A 24,567-nucleotide genomic window follows, 5' to 3' on the forward strand; every position below is an offset into this window, starting at 1 on the left:
TTCTTAGAAAGAAGCTTTGATACCTACAACCATACCTACTTCAGTATCCTTGAATTCTGGAGCAGCATCAGTACCTACGTTAGTCTCACCGTTATCACCACCAACTTCAGCGTAAACTTTAGTGTTTGGAGCTAGAGGGTAAGCAGCATTAACGTACCATGCGTTGAAATCGTCTGCATCTTTAACTTTTGAGTTGCTGAAACCAGCAGCAAGTTCAACAGTTTCAAGAGCGTAAGTTGCAGCAACTGCGATAGTGTCTACTGTCTCTCCTTCTACATCTAGGTTGTAGAATGCAGCAGCTAGCTCTAGGTTTTCAACACCTGAGAATTTAGCTTGTAGTGACCATGCTTTCTCATCAACTTTTGTAGTTGTAGCACCTACAGTCTTGTCAACTTCACCTGAACCGTAGAAACCTGTGAAATCAAAATCAGCTACGCGGTAACCGATTTTACCGTCAAAGTAAGTTGAATCGTCGTTTAGGTTTGTGTTGCCGTTTTTGTCTTGAGCTAGAGCGAAACCACCGTAGAAGTTGCCTTTGTCTAGGTCGTAACGAACAATCTCGTCTGAACAGAATACTTCAGAGTCATTGATGAAAGAAGAGATACCGAAAGCAAAATCTGAACCGATACCTGAGTCATCTAGTTGAGTACATGTTTTACCAACTTTTACTGTACCGTAGTCAGCAGAGATGAAAGAAACGTATGCATCACCGCCTTTACCGTCTTTAGTTGATAGGTCATTAATTTCCCAGTAACCACCAACGCTTAGGCTGTCGTTTACTGCGTAACGGATGTCAAAGTTAAGATCTGAATCGTCGATCTCTTGTTTGAATTCAGAGCCGTCTGCTTTGTCTTTCTTGTAACGAACTTCGATGTCACCGCCCATGTTAACAGTCGCGCCATCTTGGTTGTATAGTTCAATTGCTTGAGCAGACGTTGCTGCCATAAGTACTGAAAGAGCTACTAGAGTCTTTTTCATAATAATCCACTGCCTTTTCTTAAAACTGGGAAATCCTTATCCGGTTCCCTTTATGTTTTTTGATGATGACTCTCACCTCTAATTGGGTTTGATGTCATCGCCATCTAAATTGCGGGGTCTAGATTGCAAAAGAATCCCCTGCGTGTCAAATGTTCTAAAAATCTCACGTAAAAAAACATAAAAACATTTAATAACAGCAACTTACATTGTTTTGCGTGTATTTTACGACCAAGTTCATACCCTAAACCCGACAAATATCCGTAAAAGCACAAAAATAAAAAACAGAATAAAACACCAAACAAATGACATTTAAGTAAAATTCATGATATTTATCACCACGATATTATATGAGATAGAGTTATATATTTTTTACATTTAGAAATTAATCTAAGTCGCTGATGGTTCAGTTTTTTTTTGTGAACAAGATCCACATTTGCGGATTAAGGATTCTATTTCGTGAGCTGAGTAGCGCTTAGAGAAGTGTGCTATCATCCTCATCCCGTTTTAGAGAACTCCGTATGACAATCAGTAAAATCCAACAATCCATTCGCAACAGCTATCAAAACCTCCAATTCCAGTTAGATAACTTTGTACCTCGACGTGCCCAGAACTACCTTGTCGCAGAGATAACAAAGACACTGTGTGGTGAGTATCACAAATCAACTCGGATGATTGTCGCAGAAGCAGGTACGGGAATCGGTAAATCGCTTTCTTATTTGATGGCAACGATTCCTGTCGCCTTGCACAACAACAGAAAGGTTGTCATATCGACCGCTACTGTCGCGCTGCAAGAACAGTTGGTGAATAAAGACCTTCCTTTATATAGACGCATCACGGATCGTGAGTTCTCTTTTATACTCGCCAAAGGCAGACAACGTTATTGCTGCGCAGAAAAGCTGGCAGCAGCCTCGGGCGTGGACGGCGGTCAACTGGCGATGTTTGAGACCAAGCCAAAAAAGAAAGAGATCGATCAGCTGGAGTTGATGTATAAGAGACTCGCCGAAAACAAATGGGACGGAGACAGAGACTCTTGGCCAAAGCCTATTGATGATGCCATTTGGCAGCTCATCGTCAGTGACAAGCACAGCTGCAATGGGAGTATGTCTGCTCACAGAGGTTGTCCATTCCAGAAAGCGCGTTCTGAAATGGATAAAGCCGACATCATCATTGCCAATCATAGTTTGGTAATGGCGGACGCAGATCTTGGTGGCGGCATCATACTTCCTGAGCCAGAAAACACTATCTATGTATTCGATGAAGCGCATCACCTACCCCATGTCGCTCGGGATCACTCTTCCGCCGCTGCAAGCTTGAAAGGCGCTGCGAGTTGGCTAGAGCGTTTGAACCAGTCCGTGACCAAGTTTGCCAATCTCGCCGATGAAAAACGAGTCAGCCGATTTCGCAACGAACTACAGGATGCGATTCAACAGTTGATTCCCTCTTTATCTCAACTCGCCACCCGATTTGATCCTGCTCATTTTGAAGAAAATATCTATCGATTTGAAAATGGCGAGCTGCCATCATGGCTTGATGAAGAGTCTAAGGAACTAAAGAAGCTCTCTCAAAAAGGAGCTCAAGCCGTCGGGAAAATTGCGGATTTGATTGCCGAGCGAGTTAAAGATGGCGAACTCACCAATCGGTTGGCTGAGCCAGCATTGGCGGAGTTAGGTTTCTATATTCAGAGGATGGACAACCTTGCAGCCGTCTGGAACCTTATGGCAGAGCCTCAACGGGAAAAAGGCGCTCCGCTTGCAAGATGGCTTGAAGTAAGCCCAGAACGCGAAGGCGATTTTGTTGTCAATGTTTCGCCTCTTGAAGTGGGCTGGCAGCTCGATCAACAGCTATGGAGTCGCTGTATTGGTGCGGTACTCACCTCAGCGACAATGCGTGCACTCAACTCATTTAGTTTTTTTTGCCGCCAAGCAGGCATCAGCGAAAAACCGGAAGATGGCGTACGTTTCTTAGCCCTCGCGTCTCCATTTGATTATCAACATCAAGCTGAGCTTCGCGTGCCTAAAATGAAATATGAACCGCAGGCTCCTCAGTTTACGGAATATCTTATCGATATTTTGCCTAACTTAATCGAGGACAAACAGGCCAATTTAGTTTTATTCTCATCCTATTGGCAAATGAATCAGGTTGCTGAAGCGCTCTCAACATATTTCGTTAAAAAAGGATGGACGCTTCAAGTTCAAGGCCAAGAGTCGAGAGCGGAAATACTAAAAAAACATAAAACACTCGTTCAATGCCAAAAAACCAGTGTGCTGTTTGGGACTGGGAGCTTTTCTGAGGGGCTCGACTTACCGGGAGAGCTATTAGAGAACTTAATCATCACCAAGATTCCCTTTGGTGTTCCGACCTCGCCGGTAGAGCAAGCACATGCAGAATATATTGAAAACCGTGGCGGCAACCCTTTTATGCAAATCACGGTACCAGAGGCAAGCAAAAAACTGATTCAATCAGTGGGACGCTTGCTGCGTAAAGAGAGGGATTCTGGTAAAGTCATCATCCTTGATCGCCGTATTGTAACCAAACGATATGGGAAATCATTGCTAGACTCCCTACCACCGTTTAAACGTGTGATTGAATACTAAGGTCCGTTGACCAAAAACAACTATAAAAAGATAACTCTATGGAATTGTTTGAGCCAACCGTGCTGTTGGTGTTGGCCCTTGTTGCTTTTGCTGCTGGATTCATTGATGCGGTAGCTGGTGGAGGTGGGATGCTCACTGTCCCTGCACTGCTATCACTGGGTTTACCCCCGCATATCGCACTCGGCACCAATAAACTTGCTGCTACCTTCGCGTCTTCAACGGCGGCATTTACTTATTACCGCAAACGCTTATTCAAGCCGCGCTGCTGGAAACGGGCATTTGTCTCTACGCTAATCGGTGCCACCCTTGGTACCTTGTTTGTCGATTTGATTTCGACAGAGTGGCTAGAGAAAATCCTTCCACTGATCATATTAGCCGCTGCCGTCTACACCATTTGGCATAAAACACCAAATGCAGTTAAAAACGAGATGCCAGAACCATGCCCTGTACTAAACAAGAAACAGTATGGACAAGGCCTTATTCTCGGTTTTTATGATGGTGTCGCAGGGCCCGGAACCGGTGCTTTTTGGACAGTCAGCTCAATGGCACTCTATAAGCTCAATATTTTGCTCGCTTCTGGTCTATCAAAAGCAATGAACTTTACCAGCAACTTCACTTCTTTGGTGACGTTTGCCATTCTTGGCCATATCGATTGGGTATTGGGCTTAACCATGGGTCTGTGTTTGATGGCTGGTGCCTTCGTGGGCGCACACTCAGCAATCCGATTTGGCGCAAAGTTTATTCGCCCAGTCTTTGTTACTGTTGTCAGCATCCTTGCAGTAAAACTGGCCTACGAAGCGTGGTTTGTTAATTTATGAGCCGGATTAGTCAACTCTCCAATACTCTCGATGAGTTAACACAACAAGCAGCCGCGGTCGATAGAAAAAGGGGCGAGCACCATTTGCCTCTTTTCGACGAACGCCTATTCAAAGGTCGGTCCAAGCTTTTGGTCCCTTGCGTCAAAGAGACCCAATCTACCCTAGATAGCATCATTCGCGAAGAAGCGGCAGGGAAACTCACCGCCTTACGTGCCGAATACTTAACCGAGCGCCTCTTATCTCAAATAAGTGCGATTCAGCGAGAACTTGCGACGGTAACAATACGCAAGAACGAGCCAAAGCACCGAAGCTACTTCCAAAAGCCCATCAACGAGCTTTATCAACACCTATCTCAGCATCAAGAGTGGGAGCGGCGTTTAATGGAAATGGTACGAGACAAAGAGCTCGCACTTCAGTATGCCCCGCCCTTTCAGCAACAAGCGGCTCAACAGGAATTGCTCGCCACCGAGCAACGCTTAAAACGTTGCCAAGAGGCGAAGCTGAAAATTGAAAACCAAATAACTTACCGTGAGAGAAATCAATAAATGTCTTCCGGACTCGATAATGCCCCTGACGAAATCAAACTCGCTGTTGATCTGATTTACTTATTGGAAAGCAACGAAGTCGATCCAAAAGTCGCGCTTGAAGCGATCAAGATCGTTAAGTCTGATTTAGAAAGCAAATTGGAACAGGCAGAGTAATGTATCAACTCTCTTTTGATCTCGACTCTTTTTTAGCCAAATATTGGCACAAGCGACCGACCGTTATAAAGCATGGTATTGCCAACTTTATCGATCCTATTTCGCCAGAAGAACTTGCCGGCTTGGCGATGGAAGAAGAAGTTGATTCTAGATTTGTCACCAATAAGAACGGTCATTGGCGAGCCCAACATGGTCCGCTGCCCGAGTCACTCTTTTCTCAACTTGAGGAAAGCCACTGGCAATTGATTGTTCAAGCGTGTAATCACTGGCATCTGGGCGCAGCAGAGTTAGTCGCTCCATTTAAAGCGCTGCCTCAATGGTTGTTTGACGACTTGATGGTCTGCTATTCCGCTCCTCAAGGTGGCGTTGGACCGCATATCGATCAATATGATGTATTTATCATACAAGGCAGCGGGAAACGACGTTGGCGCGTAGGCGCTGCCGACGAAGGTCAATACCGCGAATCCATCCAAGGTGCCCTGCGCCAAATCGAGAGCTTTGACGCAATAATCGACGAAGTCTTGGAACCTGGAGACATTCTTTACATTCCCCCCGGATTCCCACACGAGGGTAATACCATTGAGCCGAGCATGAGCTATTCAATGGGTTTTCGCTCACCTAAAGAGCAAGAATTGCTGAGCCATTTTGCTGATTATGTCCTCGCCAAAGAAAAAGGCGATGTGCATCTGCATAACCCTCAAATGCAAACTCAACGCAATCATGGTGAAATTTTACGCTCTGATCTTACCCTGCTGACGCAAATGCTGCAGTCTGCGCTTGAATCCAAGCAAGATATTGAAAACTTCTTAGCCATCAACTTGAGCCAATCTCGTCACCAACTTGATATTGTCGAACCTGAAGAAATCATATCGCAAGAGCAAGTATACGCTCACTTAGAAGCGCTCGGTCATGTGGTTAAAGTTTCGGGCTTGAGAGCGCTGTACCACGCCAATGACGCGAATCATGTATTCATCAATGGTGAAGAGTTTTCTGTTGCGGAGCCCGCGTTTGCGCCTATTCTTTGCGACCAAGCGTCTATCACGCTTGATAGCTATTCAATTGAATGTCCGTCTTGGCTCGCGTTACTGACACGCTTAGTTAACCTAGGGTACTGGTATTTAGATTAACTCGACTGAGCATCTGACTGCCTCAAGATCAAAAAAGCCGCAACACTGCGGCTTTTCATTACACTTTAAACTGATTAACGAGCTGTTGTTGGTTTTTCGAGAGCTCGCCAATCTGCACACTGACCGTCTCAGACTCTTCGGCTTGCGATAATATCTGCGCGCTGAGATCTCTGATATTACTGACGCTTTGGTTAACCTCTCCAGACACCGACTGCTGCTCTTCAGCTGCCTTAACGATTTGGCTGTTCATATCATTAATCGAAGCAATCGACTCAAATATATGGTTAAGTTCACCCACCGCTTGTTCGACTTGATTTGACGAATGCTGCGCCAGTTCATTCCCTTCTTGGATGGCTGACACCACATCTTGGGTGCCCGTTTGAACGCTGGCGATCACTTCTCGAATTTCACCCACAGAAGATTGTGTGCGGCTTGCCAAGTTTCTCACTTCTTCAGCAACCACCGCGAAACCACGGCCTTGGTCGCCAGCTCGCGCCGCTTCAATTGCAGCATTGAGGGCAAGGAGATTTGTTTGCTCAGAAATGCCTTCAATCACCGTTAATATCTCGGTGATATTCGCGTTATTTTTAGCGAGGTCTTCAACCACTGGGACTGCCGAGGTCATTCTCTCTACCAAACGTTCCATTTCATGTTGTGACTTCTCGATAACCTGTTGCCCAACAGATGCTGCGTCGTTGGCTCTTTCCGCTTCTCTCACAGCCACTTGCGCGTTTTGTACGACAAGTCCAGCGGTCTGAGTCATTTCCTCGGCCGCGGTCGCGACTAAATCGACCTCTTTAAACTGAGCGTCACTGCTGCTACTGGTATTTTGCGCCGCGACTTTTGATTGCTCTGAAGTTGTCGCAACCTGCATTGTGTTGTCGATAATATCTTTAATTGTTACTTGCAGCTTACCTAAAAAGAGGTTGAAACCGTTGGCTAACTGGCCAATTTCATCGCCTGATTTTACTTCAATCCTTTGAGTAAGGTCGCCCTCGCCAGACGCAATATCGTCGAGTCTTGCAACCACTTCGCGTATCGGCATAACCAAACGAGACGCCATAAATGCCACGGTGAGCAAACCGAAAATAACCAAAGCCGAGCCTGCCAATATTTCAGTCTGAATACTGGCGCTCACCTGCTCGCTGATAATGCTATCCAGTTGTACTGCATCCCTTAAAACGCTGCTTCTTGGCATATCAAACAGCACGCCCCATGTTTGGTTGGCAACCACGATAGGTGCAAATACGGTCAAGCGCTCGCCATCGCTACTCCAATGAGTTTCTACCGATTGTCCAAAGAGAAGATCGGTCAGCTGATCGCCCGTTACATTAGCGCTATTAAACGGCTGACCAAGCGTTTTGCTGCTATCATCACTGGCGATCAAAGTGCCATCGAGACTGACAATAGATACCGAGCCCTGCCCTTCAAACAGCTTTGCATCCGATTCAACCGCCAACGCTTTAAGCGGGTCCAGGCGCAAATCGATACCAAAAAAGCCCACGGCCATATCATCGATCAAAATAGGAACGGAAAGCGAAGAGGCAAGAAATGAACTGCCTTGATGATTAACCTGTTTGGGTGAGGAAATACACGATGCGCCACTGGAAATCGGGCAAAAGAAACGTTCACTGTTTTCGTTCGCAGCAAGGGTGGACTCACTCAACACATTAGGGATGATGTTTTCGCCATTCTCGGCGGTCACCCAGTACGGAGCAAAGCGTCCTTTTTCATTCGAACCCACATATTCCGCCCCTTCATAATTGGCATCTTCATTGTCGAGCATGTTGGGTTCAAACACCAAAAACGCACCTTGAATCGAGTCAAAGTTAAGCACCGACTTTCTGACCATCTCATCCAACGCCGTTCTGAGCTCTTCACTATCACCAAAATTTTCTTCGCTATTGGTCTTTTGAAATAGAGCGCTCGCCGCGAGCATTTCTGCGCGGTAAAGCGCTTCATTCAGATATTCTGCCACCACCGTCGCATTCAAGCGCGCTTGTGTCTCAATCAGTTGCTCTGATTTCTTGAGTACCGATTGAGAGCTCTGTTGCTTGATCAATTGTTGATTGGTGACCGCGTTATAGATTGAGAATCCAATTAGAGATAACGATGTGAGGAGCAGGCAGCACCCTGCTAATAAAGAGATTTTCCATTGAACAGATAGAGTTCGCATATTACATCCTTTTTAGCGGATACTTTGTGCATCCACACCACAGCGAGCAAAATATTAACAATTTAATTACAACACAATGCACTGATATATCAATTAAAAGTTTACAAATGTGTTAATACGAATCAAACGTTCGCGTTACTTTCGTATCCTTAGAAAGAAAGTGATAACATCGAATAAATTTCGTCACAGAAAAATAAAAAGGAATCCGGATGAAAGTCATCTCCTTCAACATCAACGGGCTTCGCGCCAGACTTCACCAACTGCAAGCGGTCATTGATAAACATCAGCCTGATGTGATTGGTTTACAGGAAATCAAAGTGCACGATGAAGCCTTCCCTCTCGAAGACGTCGAGGCGATGGGTTACAAAGTCTACTTCCATGGTCAAAAAGCCCATTACGGTGTCGCGATGCTGTGTAAGAAGGAGCCTATTTCGGTACAGAAAGGCTTTCCGACCGATAATGATGAGCACCAAAAGCGCATGATTATGGTGACGTTAGAAGATGACAACGGTGAGAAAGTCACCGTACTGAACGGTTACTTTCCTCAAGGCGACAACATCGGTCACGAGACAAAGTTCCCGTATAAGCGTCAGTTTTACAAAGACTTGATGACTTACCTAAACGATCATCACAACAACGATGAGCAGTTGATCGTGATGGGTGACATTAACATTAGCCCGATCGATGCCGATATCGGTATCGGTGAACCAAACCGCAAGCGCTGGCTGAAAACGGGTAAATGCTCGTTCCAACCTGAAGAACGAGAGTGGTTAAAGCAACTGCTAGATTGGGGATTTGTCGATACCTTCCGTCAGATCCACCCTGACGTAAACGATCGTTTCTCGTGGTTTGATTACCGCTCTAAAGGTTTCCCTGATAATCGCGGTCTGCGCATTGATGTGGTATTGGCAACACCTAAGCTCGCAGCGAAATGTATCGAAGCCGATATCGATTACGAATTGCGTGGCATTGAAAAACCGTCTGACCATGCGCCAATTTGGTCAACGTTTAAATAGTTTTTCAAAGTGACAAATACAAAAAATCCGGAGTCATACTCCGGATTTTTTCACTTCTCGCGTTGCTAATCTAGATTAGATAGCGATGAAATCTGCTTTGTAGTCTGGGTTAACGTCCGCTTCGTAGTCAACACCTTCCACACCGAAACCAAACAGCTTCAAGAACTCTTCTTTGTACTCAACGTAATCAGTAAGCTCTTTTAGGTTTTCAGAAGTGATTTGTGGCCACAGATCACGACAGTGCTGTTGGATGTCATCACGCAGTTCCCAGTCATCTAGACGTAGGCGGTTTTTCTCATCCACCTCTGCTGCGCTGCCATCTTCTTTGTACAGACGCTGGCTGAACATACGGTAGATTTGCTCCATACAACCTTCATGAACGCCTTCTTCACGCATCTTCTTAAATACCATTGCAATGTACAGTGGCATTACAGGAATTGCAGAACTTGCTTGAGTCACTACAGACTTAAGAACAGCAACGTTTGCTGTGCCGCCAGTTGCTGCTAGTTTCTCGTTAAGAGCCGTTGCTGCGCGATCTAGGTCCATCTTCGCTTTACCTAGCGCACCATCCCAGTAGATTGGCCAAGTTAGCTCAGTACCGATGTAGCTGTATGCCACAGTCTTACAACCGTCAGCCAGTACACCTGCTTCAGATAATGCATTGATCCAAAGTTCCCAATCTTCACCGCCCATTACAGTAACAGTGTCTTTGATCTCTTCTTCCGTTGCAGGTTCAACGCTTGCTTCGATGATGACATCTTTGTTGGTGTCTACTGCTGTTGAAGTGTAAGTCTCACCGATAGGTTTTAGAGATGAACGAACAAGCTCACCAGTTTCAGGCATTTTACGTACTGGGGACGCCAGTGAGTAAACCACCATATCAATCTGACCAAGATCTTGTTTGATCAGCTCAATTGTCTTTTCTTTTGCTTCGTTTGAGAACGCATCGCCGTTAAGGCTTTTCGCATAAAGGCCCTCTTCACGCGCAAGCTTTTCAAAGGCAACCGAGTTGTAGAAACCCGCTGTGCCTGGCTTTTTCTCTGTGCCTTCTTTTTCGAAGAAAACACCAATGGTTGAAGCACCGCCACCAAATGCCGCAGCGATACGAGAAGATAGACCGTAGCCACTTGAAGCACCAACAACAAGCACACGTTTAGGTGCATTTTTGATTGGGCCTTGCGCTTTAGTGTAAGCAATTTGTTCTTTTACGTTAGCTTCACAGCCTACAGGATGCGTAGTAGTACAGATAAATCCGCGAATTCTAGGTTTGATGATCATATTCAACTTCCTTAACAAAACCCCGCTAGGATAAAAGGTTCAACATAAAATCGCATCTAATTTCTGTAAAAATGTCGCTAAAATGCAAGTGGTTGGAGCACTTTCAAGCGCTCCTGCTAGATTCCACGCAAAACAAAGGCACCTCATTGAGATGCCTTATTAGTGTGCTGGTTAAGCACAGTTTTGACCAAAAATCGCGATATTACGCTGCGCTATCTAGCTTCGCTTTACGCTTTTTTTGCTCACCATGCGTGCGAACTTCGCTGAAATCATGGCTAAAGTGGTCAACTTGAATCGCTTTGTAGCGCAGTTTGTCCGCTTCGACAATTTGATCCACTTCCTCTTGCGTTAAGACATTCGCTTCCAAAGCTTGCGCCAAGCGGTCTTTCAGTAACCCTTTACGCGCGACTTTACCCTCTTTGGCAGCTCGCATCAGTTTACGCTCCAAGCTCTTCACGCCATACATAGCCAAGAAAGCATTTTCCATTAAGCCTACGCTGTCGTTTTCATCCGCGCCGATGTAGCAAAGATGAGTCAGACGGTCACGGTGCGCGCCCGGAGTCATTAAGCTTTCCGCCAACTTGACGGTTAGGGTATCGCTTGGTTTCTGATAGTGATTACCAAGTGGGAATACCAACACTTTCAATAGGCGACCGACCGCTTTCTGTGGGTAGTTAGTAAACGCTTCTTGAAGTGACTGAGCAGCATGGAACAAACAGTGCTGCACTGCGTAGTGAACATAGTCTAAGTCTTGTTGCTGACGCCCTTCGTCTTCATACTTCTTCAGTGCCGCTGATGCCATGTACAGGTAAGCAAGCACATCACCTAAACGTGCTGAGATCATCTCTTTACGTTTCAGATCGCCACCCAAAGTTGCCATCGCGATATCTGCACTCACCGCCAAAGCACGGCTTAGGCGAGTCATCTCTTTGTAGTACGTCTGAGTTGGACCGCTCATGTTCGCTTTGATAAAGCGAGAGCCCGTCAATGCTGCACCAAATGCACCGAAGGTGTTCTTCATTGCGTGACCAATGTGCTTAAACAGCAGATCATCAAACTCTTTCGCGCCCTGCTTCTCATCTGGATTTGCCGCCGCTTCCATCTCCTTAAGGACGTATGGATGACAGCGTGTCGCGCCCTGACCAAAGATCATCAGGTTGCGGGTCAGAATGTTTGCCCCTTCGACCGTAATAGCAACTGGGATACCGAGGTAAGGCGCTGCCAAGTAGTTCATTGGTCCATCTTGAATAGCACGACCGGAGTGGATATCCATCGAGTCATTAAGGATCGTTCTCGCCATTTCGGTCATGTGGTATTTGGCAATTGCGGTGACAATGCCTGGTTTTTCTTTCAGGTCGAGCGACGTTGTCGTTAATGTGCGGCTCGCTTCAAGCAGGTACGTTAATCCACCGATACGACCAAGCGATTCAGCCACGCCTTCAAACTTACCAATCGACATACCGAACTGTTTGCGAACATAAGCATAAGCACCCGTCGTACGTGCTGTTAAGTGGCCCATTGCCGTGCCTAGCGCCGGCAGTGAAATACCACGACCTGCTGATAGACACTCCACCAGCATACGCCAACCTTTGCCTGCGTATTCTTGGCCACCGATTAACCATTCCATTGGAATGAACACATCGTTACCGCGCGTTGGACCATTCATGAACGCAAGACCTAGTGGGTCATGACGCTCACCGATTTCCACGCCGGTATGGTCTGCTGGAATCAACGCACAAGTAATGCCGAGCTCTTTTTTCTCGCCCATCAAACCGTCAGGGTCGTACATTTTAAATGCAAGACCAAGAACCGTCGCAACCGGTGCTAGCGTGATGTAACGCTTGTTCCAGTTCAAACGAATACCAAGGACTTCTTCGCCTTCATGCTCGCCGTAACACACAATGCCTTCGTCTGGGATACCGCCTGCATCTGAGCCTGCTTCCGGCCCCGTCAAGGCAAAACAAGGAATGTCAGTCCCGTCTGCTAAACGCGGTAGCCAGTAGTCTTTTTGCTCTTGGGTACCATAGTGCGAAAGAAGTTCACCTGGGCCGAGCGAGTTCGGTACCATCACCGAAACCGCGGTACTGATACTGCGTGTTGCTATACGCGATACGATGGTCGAGTTCGCCAATGATGAGAACTCACGCCCACCGTATTCTTTGGAAATGATCAGTGAAAAGAAACGTTCTTTACGTAGGTATTCCCATACCTCTGGCGGTAAGTCGCGATCTTCTTTCACGATTTTATGGTCATCCAGCATTGCCAGCAGTGTTTCCAGTTCATTGTCCATGAACGACTGCTCTTCTGCGGTCAACGTTGGTGTTGGGTATTGGTGCAGTTTGGTGAAATCAGGACGACCAGAGAACAACTCTCCATCCCACCAAACGCTACCCGCTTCCATTGCTTCCTTTTCGGTGCTGGATAGTGGTGGTAGCACTTTCTTAAACATTTTGAAAGCTGGGTCACTGATCCATTTTTGTCTTAGAGAGCTCATAATCCGATCCTTTTGTTCACTGTAGGTGTTCCAATATTTTTCTTATATGTATTCGTAGAGTTTTAGTGCGTTATTCCGCAGCGACGCCTGCTGCTAAAAATGGAATAAGTTGGTCGACAACCGATTTTGCATCCATCGATTTGCCATAATCATTTTCTGCGATTTCAAGCAGAGCTTGGCTCGAAGCCATGGTGAAAACACAAGTTCCGAGCGTAAAATGCAGCCGCCAAAACAAATCTTCTTGAGTCAATTTAGGGTTGGCTTTCATCACTGAATCCGTAAATAGAGACAAGGTGTCTTGATAACGGGTAGTTATAAACCAGCGTAAATGACCTTGAACATCGGTGTACCCGCGGCCAATCAGCAACATAAAACGGCTTGTCCCATTCGGTCTGACATCATTTAAGTTGCGCAGCGGTGCTCTGAGCGACTCAAACACATCCGACATTTCATAGTGATCGTTCAAGTTCAGCGTAATCAGCGCATCCTGCACCGCTGGCATAAACGCTTCTAGGTATCGATTAAGTACCGCTCGAACTAACGTTTTCTTATCTCCGAAATGGTAGTTCACCGAAGCAAGGTTAACCCCAGCTTTACTGGTTATCGTACGTAGAGAAGTATCATTAAACCCGTGCTCTGCAAAAAGCGCTTCGGCGACATCAAGGATTTTTTCTTTGGTACTGTTTCTGCCTGCCATTTCAATCACTCGTATTAAACAACTGTTTGAAATATACACCTGACACAAATAATCAACAAGCTGTTAACATCACATTTTTGCGCATTGGTCCGACCAGAACATTTTTCAAGCAACTAAGCCGCTGAAAGAAAAAAATTAAAATTTTTCCGTTTTTTATTGAACTGTTTTGAATTACGCCAGTCTGATTAATTGTAGTTAGCAGAGCATTTCCTAAGTTGACAGGCCGTCGAACTTGTTTTCTTACTGAAGCTACTAATTTACGCTGCTTTTTCTTATTAACTCCTATGTTTGTATCCGCCCAGAGCACCATTGCTCTGGGCTTTTTTTATCTTCATGATTAGGATCATTTGGTCCACTAGCCCGATTTAGCTAAAATAGCGGGCCGCTTACCCTCGACGGCTTCGATTTATGAAATTAGCTGACACTCCAATAACCCAACACCAATTTGACGATATCGAGTTTTATCTAAAGCGAGATGACCAACTGCACAGCCACTTTTCAGGAAACAAAGCGCGAAAGTTTATGGCGCTACTTGAACAACCGCATGAACAGATAAAGACACTCATCAGCTATGGAAGCGCACAGTCGAATGCGATGTACTCCTTGTCGGCGCTTTGCGCAATCAAAGGGTGGCAGTTTGAATTCTACGTCGACCATATGCCGCAATGGCTCGCCGATCACCCGCGCGGAAACTATCGCGCAGCACTTGAACTTGGGGCGAATATTCATGTTACTGGCCAGTCTGATCTTCATCCTGAAACTTACATTAAGCAGGTTCGTCAACCAGATGAGCATTGCCTTATCGTCCCAGAAGGTGGGCGTTTCGCACAGGCTGAACATGGCATCGCTCAGTTAGCACGAGAGATCCTTTCTTGGACTCGGTTTGAAGCCGGGCAAAAGTTTGTTGTCGCGCTCCCCTCCGGAACGGGCACCACTGCGCTCTACCTTCACAAGCATTTGGCAGCTCATGGAATAGAAGTGATTACTTGCCCTTGCGTCGGCGGTAAGGAATATCTTAAGCAGCAATTTGTGGATCTTGGTGAAACCAGTTTCCCGACCATTTTGGAGCTTCCGTTTAAGCACCACTTTGGTAAGTTGTACCAACGAGACTATGAAATCTGGCATGAATTAAAACAGCAAACCCACATCGAGTTTGACCTGCTATACGATCCGATGATGTGGCAATGTCTACACTATTGGTATCCAGAGAATCTCGACAAGAAACTGATTTACGTTCATCAAGGAGGGCTACTTGGCAATGAAAGTATGCTGCCGCGATACGAGCGAAAATACGGAGTCTTCTCACAACATGAGGAGTGGTAAGGCCATGAAATCAAACATTTGCATGCTCAGTCTCCTACTGTGTGTCGCGAGTGGCGCACAAGCAGAAAAAGTGGTGGGGCTACCGAGCCAGTCCGATGCGACCAAACCGGTGATTGGCATCGGCGTTGATGCCAGCCAAGTAAGTAAACGAGTCTGCTACTATCAAGATCAGACCTACTCACTTGGCGCTATTTTGCAAGTTGGTGAGCACTATCTGATCTGCCAAGCAGCCAATAAGTTCGAAACCAATGGCAGTTTACTGTGGGAGCCTTACACCCCACAGCAAACCGAGCCAGCCAACAAACGCTAAGTACGAATATGGTGAATCGCACCATTTAGATCGTCGACATTGCGTTTTAGGTCGAGAACAATCGGTTCCAGCTGATTGATGGCCTCGTTCATATCCGACGACAAGTTCTTGATATTAGATAGGTTACCTGAGATCTCATCACTGACCGTCAATTGCTCTTCAGTCGCCGCGGCGATTGACGTATTCAGTTTATGAATTTCAATTGCAGAGCCTTGGATGGTGCCAAGCGCATCATTCGCAACGCCCATATTTTCTCGCGTTGACTGCATTTTTTCCGAGCTGCTTTGAATCGTCACCGTCGACTGCTTCGCTTTTTCTTGCAGCGTTTGAATAATGCCTTCAATCTCACCCGTTGAATCTTGGGTTCTTTGCGCTAAGGAACGAACTTCATCAGCAACCACGGCGAATCCTCGACCTTGTTCACCCGCACGGGCTGCCTCTATCGCCGCATTCAGTGCCAACAAGTTAGTTTGTTCGGCAATGGCTTTAATCACATCCAACACGTTACCAACATTGTTCGATTCTTCAGCCAATTGTTGAATGATCTCTGCGGTGTTGAGGAACTCGCCCTCAAGCTGTCCAAACTCTGAGGTGGTTTTATCAAACACTTGCTTACTGGTGGAGGCTTCTTTTTCTGCGCTGCCCGCATACTCCTCCGCCATATTGGTGCTTTGGGCAACATTCGAAAGCGCTGCTGTCATCTCTTCCATTGCTGTAGCGGCCATTTCCATCTCTTGGTTCTGCTGATTCGCCATAGTGATGTTGCGCTGGGTGATGCCTTGGATCGCTTCAGAAATCTGAGATATCGTCGAATTCACTTGGTTGATCTTAGTGATGGTCGTGGCGTAACTAACGAGTACTTTATTGATGGTCGTGCCAATCACGCCGAGTTCATTTTGGCTTCCATCGGCGACCCTCAAGGTCAGATCGGAATCCACATCAACTTGCTTGAGGACTTTCGCCATCTCATCAATTGGTTTTACTACTTTGCGATTGACAATGACGTATCCCACAATCGCAATAACAAAAACAGCAATCAAAGAGATGTTACCGATCAACACGGTTGTTCTCACATCTTGAGCCGCGCTGTTGAACTGAGAAGAGGTCCGCGCTTCTAGAGCGGTAAAAAACTCATCAATCGGCGCCATGATTTTAGCTTTCTCTTGATGGTATTGCTTACTATGGAGTAACTGCGCTGCCATCGCCAAATCGGGCTCGCCCCGCTTGGTGTAGTTGCCACTGGCGTCAGGATAGAGCCCTTTTACCGCATTCATCGCTTTGACTTCCATGTTCACCAAAGCATCAGAGTTACCTTGCGCTTCTTTCAGCAACCGAAACTCTTTGTCAGTGAAGCCGAGTTCTTCCATCATGGCTTGAAGCGAGACTCGCTTGCCATCTGGCTTGGGCTTTTCACCATAATTTAGAACCAAATCCCAGTAGATGGTGTGATAGTTTTGTGGTCTCGGCTTATCCCCATTTCGAATCGCGAGGATGTCCATGTACATTTTTTCGTAGGTCTCATCGCCTGTCAGTACGTAGGTCCTACCCAGACGTGTTAAGTCATCCGAACTCTGTCTGAGCTCATCCGCCGCTTGATACGATTGATACCGCACCTTAGCCATTGTATCCACTTGCTGCAGTAGACCATTGAGCTGTAACACCGTAACCACACTAATGATGATACCGAGGCCTATTACAACAAACACCAATTTCATAGTGTTGTTAATATTCATATCGTTTCCCCTATCCTTAAAGAAAACCGCCTAACGTTGTCTATTTATCTTGGAGCTACTCGGTGTGCCTACTTCATTCTGGCTGTGGTAGCTTATCTAGTAATTGTTTCGCTTGCTCAAACTCAAAGTTCTCTATGAGTTCGATAAGCTGTTGTTTCTCTTTGTCATTCCATAAATCACAATGTTTAGCCTGATTGATAATATCCAATGCTGTCACATCATAATTCTCAACTTTATCCACCAAGCTCAGGTACATTGCTTTCATCTCATCACATGATGGTTGATCAGACGTGGTGTGTTTACCGCGCCACGCTTGCATTTGCCCTCTGAGCATAAGAACCATTTGCTGAGCTTGATCCACCACTTCAATGGCACTGCCATCACACGCTTTCACTCGTTTTTCAATTTTTATCGCTAAGTCGGTCAAATCATGGATCCCTAAGTTTGCTGAGGCTCCCTTCAGGGTATGCGCCATTCTTTCAGCGCCTTCCCAATCTTCTTTGGCGATGATCGCTCGCAGTGAGTGCGTGTCTATTTTTTGAGCGTCTAAAAAGCGTTCCAATATGGAGAAATATGAGTCGGCGTTCCCCCCCGTGTCGAAGATCGCTTGGGCAACATCCACCCCTGTGAGCTCTGGGTAGGATTCAGTCGAAGACTCTTTGTCTTGAGGTGGAGATACACTTGGCGGCTGCGCGCCCTCAAGCGGTAAATATTGCTGCAACGTTTGGTAAAGGTTGGCGACATTGATTGGCTTCGCTATGTGGCCATTCATTCCGGCGTTGATGCAGCGTTCGACATCGCTTTGCATGGCATTGGCCGTCATGGCGACAATGGGCAGTTCTTGCCATTCGTCTTTTTTGCGAATTTCTTGACACGCTGTAATGCCATCCATCACCGGCATTTGCATATCCATCAGCACTAAACTGACCTTATGATGGCCAAGCATTTTTATCGCTTCTTGGCCGTGATTGGCCACCAAAACGTCTAGGTTTGTATCGCTCAATAATCCGAGTGCCACTTCTTGATTGACTTCGTTATCTTCGACGAGCAACACGGTCTGCTTCTCGAAACGAGGTCGAACATTATCAGAAGGGGTGACCTTGCTGGTGACGTGTTCAATGCCAAAGCTGTCCATTACAGCGTCAAGCAAGTTGGATGGATTGACCGGCTTAACGATAAGCGCATCGATAAGTTTGCTGCTCTGCTCGGTCAATGAAAGCTCGCGCCCATATGCGGTAACCAGGAAGACTTTACAATCCGGTAGGAGGCGCTCATCGTGGGCCTTTTGCAGCAGTTCTAGGCCATTCATACCCGGCATAGTCCAATCAACAAATAGCATGTCATAAGTGCACACCTTAAGTTCATCGAGCGCTTCATAAGCATTGCTGACTGCCTTGGCATCAAAGTGCATGGCGGTGAGTAATGTTCGCAAAATACTGCGTGCAGAATCATTGTCATCAACGATTAGCGCACGCTTACCCGCGAGTGCATTTACGGGCTCAGAAAGGTCACGCATTTTGGCTTCTTGCAGACCACAATCGATGGTGAAACTAAATACCGACCCAGTGCCTTCTGAACTCGATACCACAAGCTCGCCCCCCATAAGCTCGACAAGCTGTTTACTGATGCTCAGCCCAAGCCCCGTTCCACCAAATTGACGCGTGATGCTGCTGTCAGCTTGAGAAAATGCCCTAAATAGATGCTCAATTTTCTCTTTCGCGATGCCAATTCCGGTATCTTTCACTGAGAATCGGATCGTTGCTCGATTCTCATCCAATTGCTCGACCAAAGCAGAGACAACGATTTCGCCTTTTTCGGTAAACTTCACCGCATTACTGCACAAGTTAACCAATACCTGGCCTAGGCGAAGTGGATCTCCGACCAAGCCGATCGGGACTTTAGGGTCAATATCGAGCAAGAACTCGACCCCTTTCTCATGGGCTTTGTAGGAAACGACATTAACAAGGTTGTCAAACACCTCATCAAGACTGAAGTCGATTGACTCGACGGTGAGCTTACCGGCTTCAATTTTAGAAAAGTCGAGAATGTCGTTGATAATACCGAGCAGGTTTTTGGCCGATTCATTAATCCGTGTGAGATACTTTTTCTGCGAAGGATCAAGTTCTGTATTGAGTGCTAAATGTGCCATGCCAAGGATAGCGTTCATTGGCGTTCGTATCTCGTGACTCATATTGGCCAAGAAATCCCCTTTCGCTTGGCTCATGGCATCGGCCAGTTCTTTTGCTTCTCGCAACTCATTTTCAAACTGCTTGCGCTCTGTCAGGTCGAGCAGAATGCCGACAATGCCCGAAATCTCGCCATCCCCATTGCTGAAAGACGCTTCATACACCAGCATTTCGCGGTTTTGACTACTGCCATCACAAAGAGAGAGCTCGTAGTTTCGACTGCCTTTTGTTTGGCGAAGCTCTTGATGAACGGTCGTAAACACCTGACCAGTACTGGCACTGAACACATCATTGGGCGTTCGGCCAACGATCTCCTGCATCGTCAAACCAAACATTTCACAAAATTTCGCGTTTACGGTGAGATATTTGCCCTGAGGCGATAAGCAATACATTGGGTTTGGTGTCGCATTCAAAATCTCTTGATTGAGCTGGGACTGCTCAAGCACTTTTTTCTCTGCTTTTCTTTGCAACTCCACGTTTTGGCTCAATTGAATACTGACAGACAAATCGTCGAGCATTTGAATCAGCCATTGGTATTGCTGCGGGGTTAAGACATCGACTGTCCCAAGTTCAAGAAGCGCCACTGGCTTACCATTGACGCAAAGAGGGAAGTAGTAAATCTCGTTCAACTCCAACGACGCGCCATTCACCTGCATAGCGTATTTGCCTTTCAAAGACTTCATGCTATACGGCTCCCCTGACAACAAAACACTCATTTCAGTTGCAGAATCATCTCGAATAACATTGGCACTTCCTTCACCAAAACCAACTCCCGCAATGCGTTTTAACACGTCATCTTGGTGGATATAGACCCCAATCTGCTGAACAGGAAATTGGTGGAGGAGGAACTGAGTCACCTCTCGTGCTAGGGCTTGCGTCGATTGACTGGTACGCAGAACAATATTGAAATCTTTGACCAAGGTATTGTGGCTCAATTGCTCGGATATGTGATGGAACACCACATTCAAGCTATCGATAAATTTTTGCAGTTCCGCATAGGCAGTTTGGGTAATCGTAAACGCGTAGTCTTTGCGTTTCACTTGACCAACAACGGTGCGCAGCAATTGACTTAGCGGGCTAATGTAGAGTCGCCAAAGCAACAAAAACGAGACTGCAATAGAGAGCAAGAGGATGCCCAATATGGCGCGCTTGATCGCTTCATACTTATCGGCAAGAAGGTTTGCCTCAGCGATTTGTCCTTCAATACGGTCTAGAATCGACTGATTTGCCGACGCGATGGCTTTCATGATTCTTTCTTTCTCGGCGAAGTACTCTTTGCCATAAAGCAGTGATTGCGCCTTTTCGAGGTCGGGCTCCCCCATGTAAACCAATTTTCCATCATCAACTTGCTGATACCCTCTAATAGCCAGAAATGCTTCACGTTCGAGCTGAACTAAAGAGTCTGACAACGCCAGCGCATTTTTGAGCTCAAAAAACTCGACCGCACTGATCCCTGAGTCTCTGATTCGATCTAACAGCGGTTTACTGCTACCTAGGGTCAAGATGGTTAAATCGAGATCCGCATTGGCAACCACATCCCAGTACTCATATTCGTTACCCTCAGGTATGGGAGCTTGGCCAGTCCGTACACTCAATACCCGATTGAACAAGGTTTCCCAATGCTCATCACCGGTCACGCTGTATGCCCGCGCAAACTTAGTCAAATTGTCAGAGCTTTGCTTCAACTCTTGGGAGAGTCGATAAAACTGAAACAACTGTGTTTGATGATTACGACTGTCAACATGCAAATCAGACAACTTTACTGAGACAGCAAACATCGCCACCGAGCACAAGCCCATCGCCAAAAACAGTACGGTAAATAAAATTCGGATTGATGGCATCGATATCTTCTAATACTAATGAGTTAAGGTGATTTTCAGCACTACTTGACTATAGTTTAGTAAGTACTTAACAAGATGCCGAAAAACTTTATAAGAGATTAAGCGATGCCGATTGAGAAATTAGATGATTGCACCGTCTTGTTGGTGGATGACTCCCCGGACAACTTAGCGTTTATGGCGCAAGGATTAGCAGGCCGCTACCAGATTAAGGCTGCCAAATCGGGCCAAATGGCACTGCATGTTCTTGAACAGTTCGATGTTGATCTGATCTTGCTCGACGTGGTGATGCCCGAAATGTCCGGCTATGACGTCATTCGCTTTGTCACGAGCAACCCCAAAACACGCCATATCCCAGTGGTCTTCTTAACCGGGAAAGATTCGCAAGAGGATGAAAAGCTGGGATTCGAGTTAGGCGCGGCGGACTACATCCACAAACCTGTCAGTATTCCGCTTCTTCGCTCTCGGGTCAGGACCCATTTGCAGAACAAACGATCCAAAGATTTTTTGCGCGATCAAAACGGCTATCTAGAAACGGAAGTGCTCAAACGTTCGAGTGAACTGGATCGAATGCAGGACGCGGTAGTGTTTGCACTTGCTAGCCTCGCGGAAACTCGCGATCCAGAAACCGGCAACCACATATTGCGGACTCAACATTACGTGAAGCTGCTTGCTGAATACTTGGCCGAAAATGAAAAGTACCGCGAGTTACTCACCCCGAAAAAGATCGATACTTACTTCAAAGCTGCGCCACTGCACGATATTGGCAAAGTCGGCATCATCGATTCGATCTTACTTAAACCTGGAAAACTGACTAAAGAGGAGTTTGAGATCATGAAATCTCACACTACCTTGGGATTGCAGGCGCTTGAGCGGGCGGAACAACTCTCAGGGGCGCATAACGATCTGATCAGCGCCGCAAAAGAGATCGCATACGGGCATCATGAAAAATGGGACGGTTCTGGCTACCCAAATGGCTATGCAGGCGATGATATTCCGCTCAGTGCTCGTTTAATGGCGGTGGCAGACGTGTATGATGCGCTTATCTGTAAAAGGGTTTATAAAGACGCAATGACTCACGAAGAGGCAAAAAGCATCATATTGGAAGGCGATGGCCAGCATTTCGATCCGCTAGTGATTGAAGCGTTTCTCGCGCAGGAAGATCTCTTTATTAAAATCGCCAGTGAGTTCTCTGATGATTAATTAAGATGAGTATTAGCGATTAAGGCAATGCAAACACGCCAACAAATCACACTATTTGCGACTGTAAAGCACAGCGCGTGGGTTCAATATCGCATCTCGGGTGGGTACATCAATGACCGTTAACCCTTTGAAGCGTTCAGGCTCTTTAATCGCCACATCGTGGGCAAATATCACCAGCCTGGCATGTTGAATGTCCTTCTCGGTCAATCGGTTGTTTATCCCGTTTGCACCTTGGGTCTCGACTTTGATTTTTACACCCATGGTATAGGCGGCTTTCTCTAGCGATTTTGCTGCTAAAAAGGTGTGTGCTACGCCAGAAGGGCAAGACGTGACAGCAAGTATTTCCGCCTCCCCCTCGCCTTCCATCGCGTGATAAGCCCGCGCAAGTGCCGCCTCTTGTTCTTCATCAAGGACATTTTTCTTTAGGAGAATAACCACTAATGCGGTGGTCAGCGCTCCTGCGAGCGTTCCAATGATGTAGCCAATTTTGCCATCGACGACCGGAAGAACAATCCAGCCTCCCCACGGGGCATGGTTAATCACATGAAACATAAAACCGACAACGTTACCGACAATGCCACCAAGCACAATAGCCGGTAATACTCGGGCAGGGTCGGCTGCAGCAAACGGGATCGCACCTTCACTGATGCCAATCATGCCCATAATGCCTGCCGCTTTACCCGCTTCACGCTCGTCCCGTTTAAACTTTTTCGGCGACAAAAAGGTTGCTAATGCTAAACCCAGAGGTGGTGTACAGATGGCTATCCCAACACCGCCCATCAGCCACGGTTGAGTATTGACCTGAGTTTGAGCAAATAAGGTCGCCACTTTATTAATTGGCCCCCCCATATCAAACGCCGTCATGGCGCCCAATACCGTACCAAGCATCACTTTACTCGCTCCCGCCATACCAGTAAGCCATTCATTGAGCGCCGCCATGGCTGCGGAAATTGGTGCGCCAATTAGCCACATCACTAAGCCACAGGTCGCAAACGTGCCAACCAGTGGATAGATAAAAATCGAACCTAGCGACGTCATGCTATCTGGCAACGGGATCTTCTTTAGCATCCGCACGACAATGCCCGCGAAAAAACCCACCACAATCGCGCCTAAAAAACCGGTATGATATTGCTCTATTGCTACCCAAGAACCAATCATGCCCGGAGCTAATCCAGGTTTGTCGGCAATGGAATACGCGATGTAGCCACCGAGCACTGCGGTAAACAGAGTCAAACCTGCAATACCCATTTTGGCGATATCCGCGAGTACTCCTGTCTCTGGAACGGCGCCATGGCCGGAGATCATCACTGAGAGAGAAAGCAGGACGCCTCCCGCAACGATGAATGGAATCATGTGAGAGGTGCCAAACAACAGATGCTCTTTAGCCCTTGCGAGATGGAGTTTCCAAGGGCTTAGTGGTGTTGGGTGAGGTATAGACGGCTCATCCCAAAATTCATGCGAGGGTTGTTGAATATCGGTGAGCAGAGCGCGTGCCTCTTCGATATTTTGCGCCGCTTTCAGTTGGCTAATAAACTCTTCTTCGATGAGCTTGGTTGAGAGCTGGGCAAGCACTTCAATGTGATGATGATCGCCGCCATCCGGTGAGGCCAACATGAAAAACACATCGGACAGTTCCCCATCTTCGGCACCATAATCGATACCTGTTCGACTGATACCTACGACGATCGCAGGTTTTGTGACCGCATCACTTTTTGCATGAGGGATCGCGACACCATCTTCAAAGCCGGTATTCCCAATCTGTTCGCGTTGCCAGATATCGTCGAGAAATTGCGTCTTATCAGCGAGCTTTCCTGCCGTGTCAAGAATATCGACCAACTCTTTGAGCACTCCCTCTTTGGTGGTTGCCTTTAGATCCAAACAGATTGTGTCTGGCTCAATGAGAGTCGTAATGTCCATTTTCTCTGCCTTGAATGATTCGCGCTCGAACATAGATTAACCACCGACCATGGTGTTAGATATAGGACGAAAACACCATTAACTGGATTATTGTAACATCCAAAGCAAACTGTGAAGCGCGTCTTTCAAATCCTGATGCCAAATCACTGATTCCCCCGTATGCTGTGCTAATGTCTGC

17 protein-coding genes are annotated in these 24,567 nt (G+C 46.7%); 9 read left to right on the forward strand and 8 right to left on the reverse strand.

Annotated elements, in window-relative coordinates:
• Window positions 1-3: 3 nt before the first annotated feature.
• Window positions 4-978: a porin gene (locus RJ47_RS15900; RefSeq protein ID WP_039485100.1), complete on the reverse strand. Its 975-nt coding sequence runs from the start codon at window positions 976-978 to the stop codon at window positions 4-6.
• 518 nt (window positions 979-1,496) lie between these two features.
• Here RJ47_RS15900 and dinG point away from each other — a divergent pair.
• From dinG to RJ47_RS15925, 5 genes are read left to right on the forward strand one after another with little or no spacing between them, the layout of a single operon-like run.
• Window positions 1,497-3,572, forward strand: a complete 2,076-nt coding sequence (gene dinG / locus RJ47_RS15905) for an ATP-dependent DNA helicase DinG (protein ID WP_039485104.1) — start codon at window positions 1,497-1,499, stop codon at window positions 3,570-3,572.
• A gap of 38 nt (window positions 3,573-3,610) precedes the next feature.
• Window positions 3,611-4,390 (forward strand): sulfite exporter TauE/SafE family protein, encoded by a 780-nt coding sequence (locus RJ47_RS15910; protein WP_005470518.1) that lies wholly within the window; start codon window positions 3,611-3,613, stop codon window positions 4,388-4,390.
• Window positions 4,387-4,935 (forward strand): primosomal replication protein, encoded by a 549-nt coding sequence (locus RJ47_RS15915; RefSeq protein WP_039485106.1) that lies wholly within the window; start codon window positions 4,387-4,389, stop codon window positions 4,933-4,935. The genes RJ47_RS15910 and RJ47_RS15915 overlap by 4 nt, the downstream gene beginning before the upstream one ends.
• Window positions 4,936-5,091 (forward strand): pleiotropic regulatory protein RsmS, encoded by a 156-nt coding sequence (gene rsmS, locus RJ47_RS15920; RefSeq protein ID WP_038138717.1) that lies wholly within the window; start codon window positions 4,936-4,938, stop codon window positions 5,089-5,091.
• Window positions 5,091-6,218: a cupin domain-containing protein gene (locus RJ47_RS15925; RefSeq protein WP_039485107.1), complete on the forward strand. Its 1,128-nt coding sequence runs from the start codon at window positions 5,091-5,093 to the stop codon at window positions 6,216-6,218. The genes rsmS and RJ47_RS15925 overlap by 1 nt, the downstream gene beginning before the upstream one ends.
• Before the next feature lie 58 nt (window positions 6,219-6,276).
• Here the strand turns inward: RJ47_RS15925 and RJ47_RS15930 are convergent, their stop codons facing one another.
• The gene (locus tag RJ47_RS15930; RefSeq protein ID WP_039485108.1) at window positions 6,277-8,394 is read right to left on the reverse strand and encodes a methyl-accepting chemotaxis protein; all 2,118 of its coding nucleotides are present in this window, start codon (window positions 8,392-8,394) and stop codon (window positions 6,277-6,279) included.
• A 209-nt stretch (window positions 8,395-8,603) separates the two neighbouring features.
• Between RJ47_RS15930 and xthA the strand changes: the two genes are divergently transcribed.
• Entirely contained in the window at window positions 8,604-9,410 is an 807-nt protein-coding gene (gene xthA, locus RJ47_RS15935; RefSeq protein WP_039485110.1) for an exodeoxyribonuclease III, read from the forward strand.
• 75 nt (window positions 9,411-9,485) lie between these two features.
• On the opposite strand, the gene fabV is transcribed toward xthA, so the two are convergent.
• From fabV to RJ47_RS15950, 3 genes are all read right to left on the reverse strand, one after another.
• The gene (fabV, locus tag RJ47_RS15940; protein WP_005470337.1) at window positions 9,486-10,688 is read right to left on the reverse strand and encodes an enoyl-ACP reductase FabV; all 1,203 of its coding nucleotides are present in this window, start codon (window positions 10,686-10,688) and stop codon (window positions 9,486-9,488) included.
• 202 nt (window positions 10,689-10,890) lie between these two features.
• Complete coding sequence (locus tag RJ47_RS15945; protein ID WP_038189484.1) at window positions 10,891-13,182, reverse strand: acyl-CoA dehydrogenase; 2,292 nt, start codon at window positions 13,180-13,182, stop codon at window positions 10,891-10,893.
• Window positions 13,183-13,252: 70 nt separating this feature from the next.
• Window positions 13,253-13,879, reverse strand: coding sequence for a TetR/AcrR family transcriptional regulator (locus RJ47_RS15950; protein ID WP_038138730.1), 627 nt, complete (start codon window positions 13,877-13,879; stop codon window positions 13,253-13,255).
• Between the two features lie 408 nt (window positions 13,880-14,287).
• Between RJ47_RS15950 and RJ47_RS15960 the strand changes: the two genes are divergently transcribed.
• Together RJ47_RS15960 and RJ47_RS15965 are read left to right on the forward strand one after the other, a co-directional pair.
• Window positions 14,288-15,202: a pyridoxal-phosphate dependent enzyme gene (locus RJ47_RS15960; protein WP_039485116.1), complete on the forward strand. Its 915-nt coding sequence runs from the start codon at window positions 14,288-14,290 to the stop codon at window positions 15,200-15,202.
• Between the two features lie 4 nt (window positions 15,203-15,206).
• Window positions 15,207-15,512, forward strand: coding sequence for a DUF1496 domain-containing protein (locus RJ47_RS15965; RefSeq protein ID WP_156143330.1), 306 nt, complete (start codon window positions 15,207-15,209; stop codon window positions 15,510-15,512).
• Here RJ47_RS15965 and RJ47_RS15970 read toward each other — a convergent pair.
• Together RJ47_RS15970 and RJ47_RS15975 are read right to left on the reverse strand one after the other, a co-directional pair.
• Complete coding sequence (locus RJ47_RS15970) at window positions 15,509-17,245, reverse strand: methyl-accepting chemotaxis protein (RefSeq protein ID WP_039485119.1); 1,737 nt, start codon at window positions 17,243-17,245, stop codon at window positions 15,509-15,511. The two genes, RJ47_RS15965 and RJ47_RS15970, sit on opposite strands and share 4 nt — an antisense overlap.
• Before the next feature lie 73 nt (window positions 17,246-17,318).
• Entirely contained in the window at window positions 17,319-21,272 is a 3,954-nt protein-coding gene (locus RJ47_RS15975; protein ID WP_039485122.1) for a PAS domain-containing hybrid sensor histidine kinase/response regulator, read from the reverse strand.
• A 105-nt stretch (window positions 21,273-21,377) separates the two neighbouring features.
• Between RJ47_RS15975 and RJ47_RS15980 the strand changes: the two genes are divergently transcribed.
• Window positions 21,378-22,472, forward strand: a complete 1,095-nt coding sequence (locus tag RJ47_RS15980; protein ID WP_039485124.1) for an HD-GYP domain-containing protein — start codon at window positions 21,378-21,380, stop codon at window positions 22,470-22,472.
• Window positions 22,473-22,523: 51 nt separating this feature from the next.
• On the opposite strand, the gene RJ47_RS15985 is transcribed toward RJ47_RS15980, so the two are convergent.
• Complete coding sequence (locus RJ47_RS15985) at window positions 22,524-24,389, reverse strand: fructose-specific PTS transporter subunit EIIC (RefSeq protein ID WP_039485276.1); 1,866 nt, start codon at window positions 24,387-24,389, stop codon at window positions 22,524-22,526.
• Window positions 24,390-24,567: the final 178 nt, after the last annotated feature.

Origin of the sequence: Vibrio sinaloensis, assembly GCF_000808535.1 — a bacterium.
GTDB lineage: Bacteria > Pseudomonadota > Gammaproteobacteria > Enterobacterales > Vibrionaceae > Vibrio > Vibrio sinaloensis_D.

Excerpts from the sequence above, each read along its gene's own strand:
- RJ47_RS15915 (WP_039485106.1), top strand. The coding sequence starts at position 4,387 with ATGAGCCGGATTAGTCAACTCTCCAATACTCTCGATGAGTTAACACAA.
- RJ47_RS15960 (WP_039485116.1), top strand. The coding sequence starts at position 14,288 with ATGAAATTAGCTGACACTCCAATAACCCAACACCAATTTGACGATATC.
- RJ47_RS15965 (WP_156143330.1), top strand. The coding sequence starts at position 15,207 with ATGAAATCAAACATTTGCATGCTCAGTCTCCTACTGTGTGTCGCGAGT.
- RJ47_RS15970 (WP_039485119.1), bottom strand. The coding sequence starts at position 17,245 with ATGAATATTAACAACACTATGAAATTGGTGTTTGTTGTAATAGGCCTC.
- xthA (WP_039485110.1), top strand. The coding sequence starts at position 8,604 with ATGAAAGTCATCTCCTTCAACATCAACGGGCTTCGCGCCAGACTTCAC.
- RJ47_RS15930 (WP_039485108.1), bottom strand. The coding sequence starts at position 8,394 with ATGCGAACTCTATCTGTTCAATGGAAAATCTCTTTATTAGCAGGGTGC.
- RJ47_RS15985 (WP_039485276.1), bottom strand. The coding sequence starts at position 24,389 with ATGGACATTACGACTCTCATTGAGCCAGACACAATCTGTTTGGATCTA.
- RJ47_RS15975 (WP_039485122.1), bottom strand. The coding sequence starts at position 21,272 with ATGCCATCAATCCGAATTTTATTTACCGTACTGTTTTTGGCGATGGGC.
- fabV (WP_005470337.1), bottom strand. The coding sequence starts at position 10,688 with ATGATCATCAAACCTAGAATTCGCGGATTTATCTGTACTACTACGCAT.
- RJ47_RS15980 (WP_039485124.1), top strand. The coding sequence starts at position 21,378 with ATGCCGATTGAGAAATTAGATGATTGCACCGTCTTGTTGGTGGATGAC.
- RJ47_RS15925 (WP_039485107.1), top strand. The coding sequence starts at position 5,091 with ATGTATCAACTCTCTTTTGATCTCGACTCTTTTTTAGCCAAATATTGG.
- RJ47_RS15950 (WP_038138730.1), bottom strand. The coding sequence starts at position 13,879 with ATGGCAGGCAGAAACAGTACCAAAGAAAAAATCCTTGATGTCGCCGAA.
- dinG (WP_039485104.1), top strand. The coding sequence starts at position 1,497 with ATGACAATCAGTAAAATCCAACAATCCATTCGCAACAGCTATCAAAAC.
- RJ47_RS15945 (WP_038189484.1), bottom strand. The coding sequence starts at position 13,182 with ATGAGCTCTCTAAGACAAAAATGGATCAGTGACCCAGCTTTCAAAATG.
- RJ47_RS15910 (WP_005470518.1), top strand. The coding sequence starts at position 3,611 with ATGGAATTGTTTGAGCCAACCGTGCTGTTGGTGTTGGCCCTTGTTGCT.
- RJ47_RS15900 (WP_039485100.1), bottom strand. The coding sequence starts at position 978 with ATGAAAAAGACTCTAGTAGCTCTTTCAGTACTTATGGCAGCAACGTCT.
- rsmS (WP_038138717.1), top strand. The coding sequence starts at position 4,936 with ATGTCTTCCGGACTCGATAATGCCCCTGACGAAATCAAACTCGCTGTT.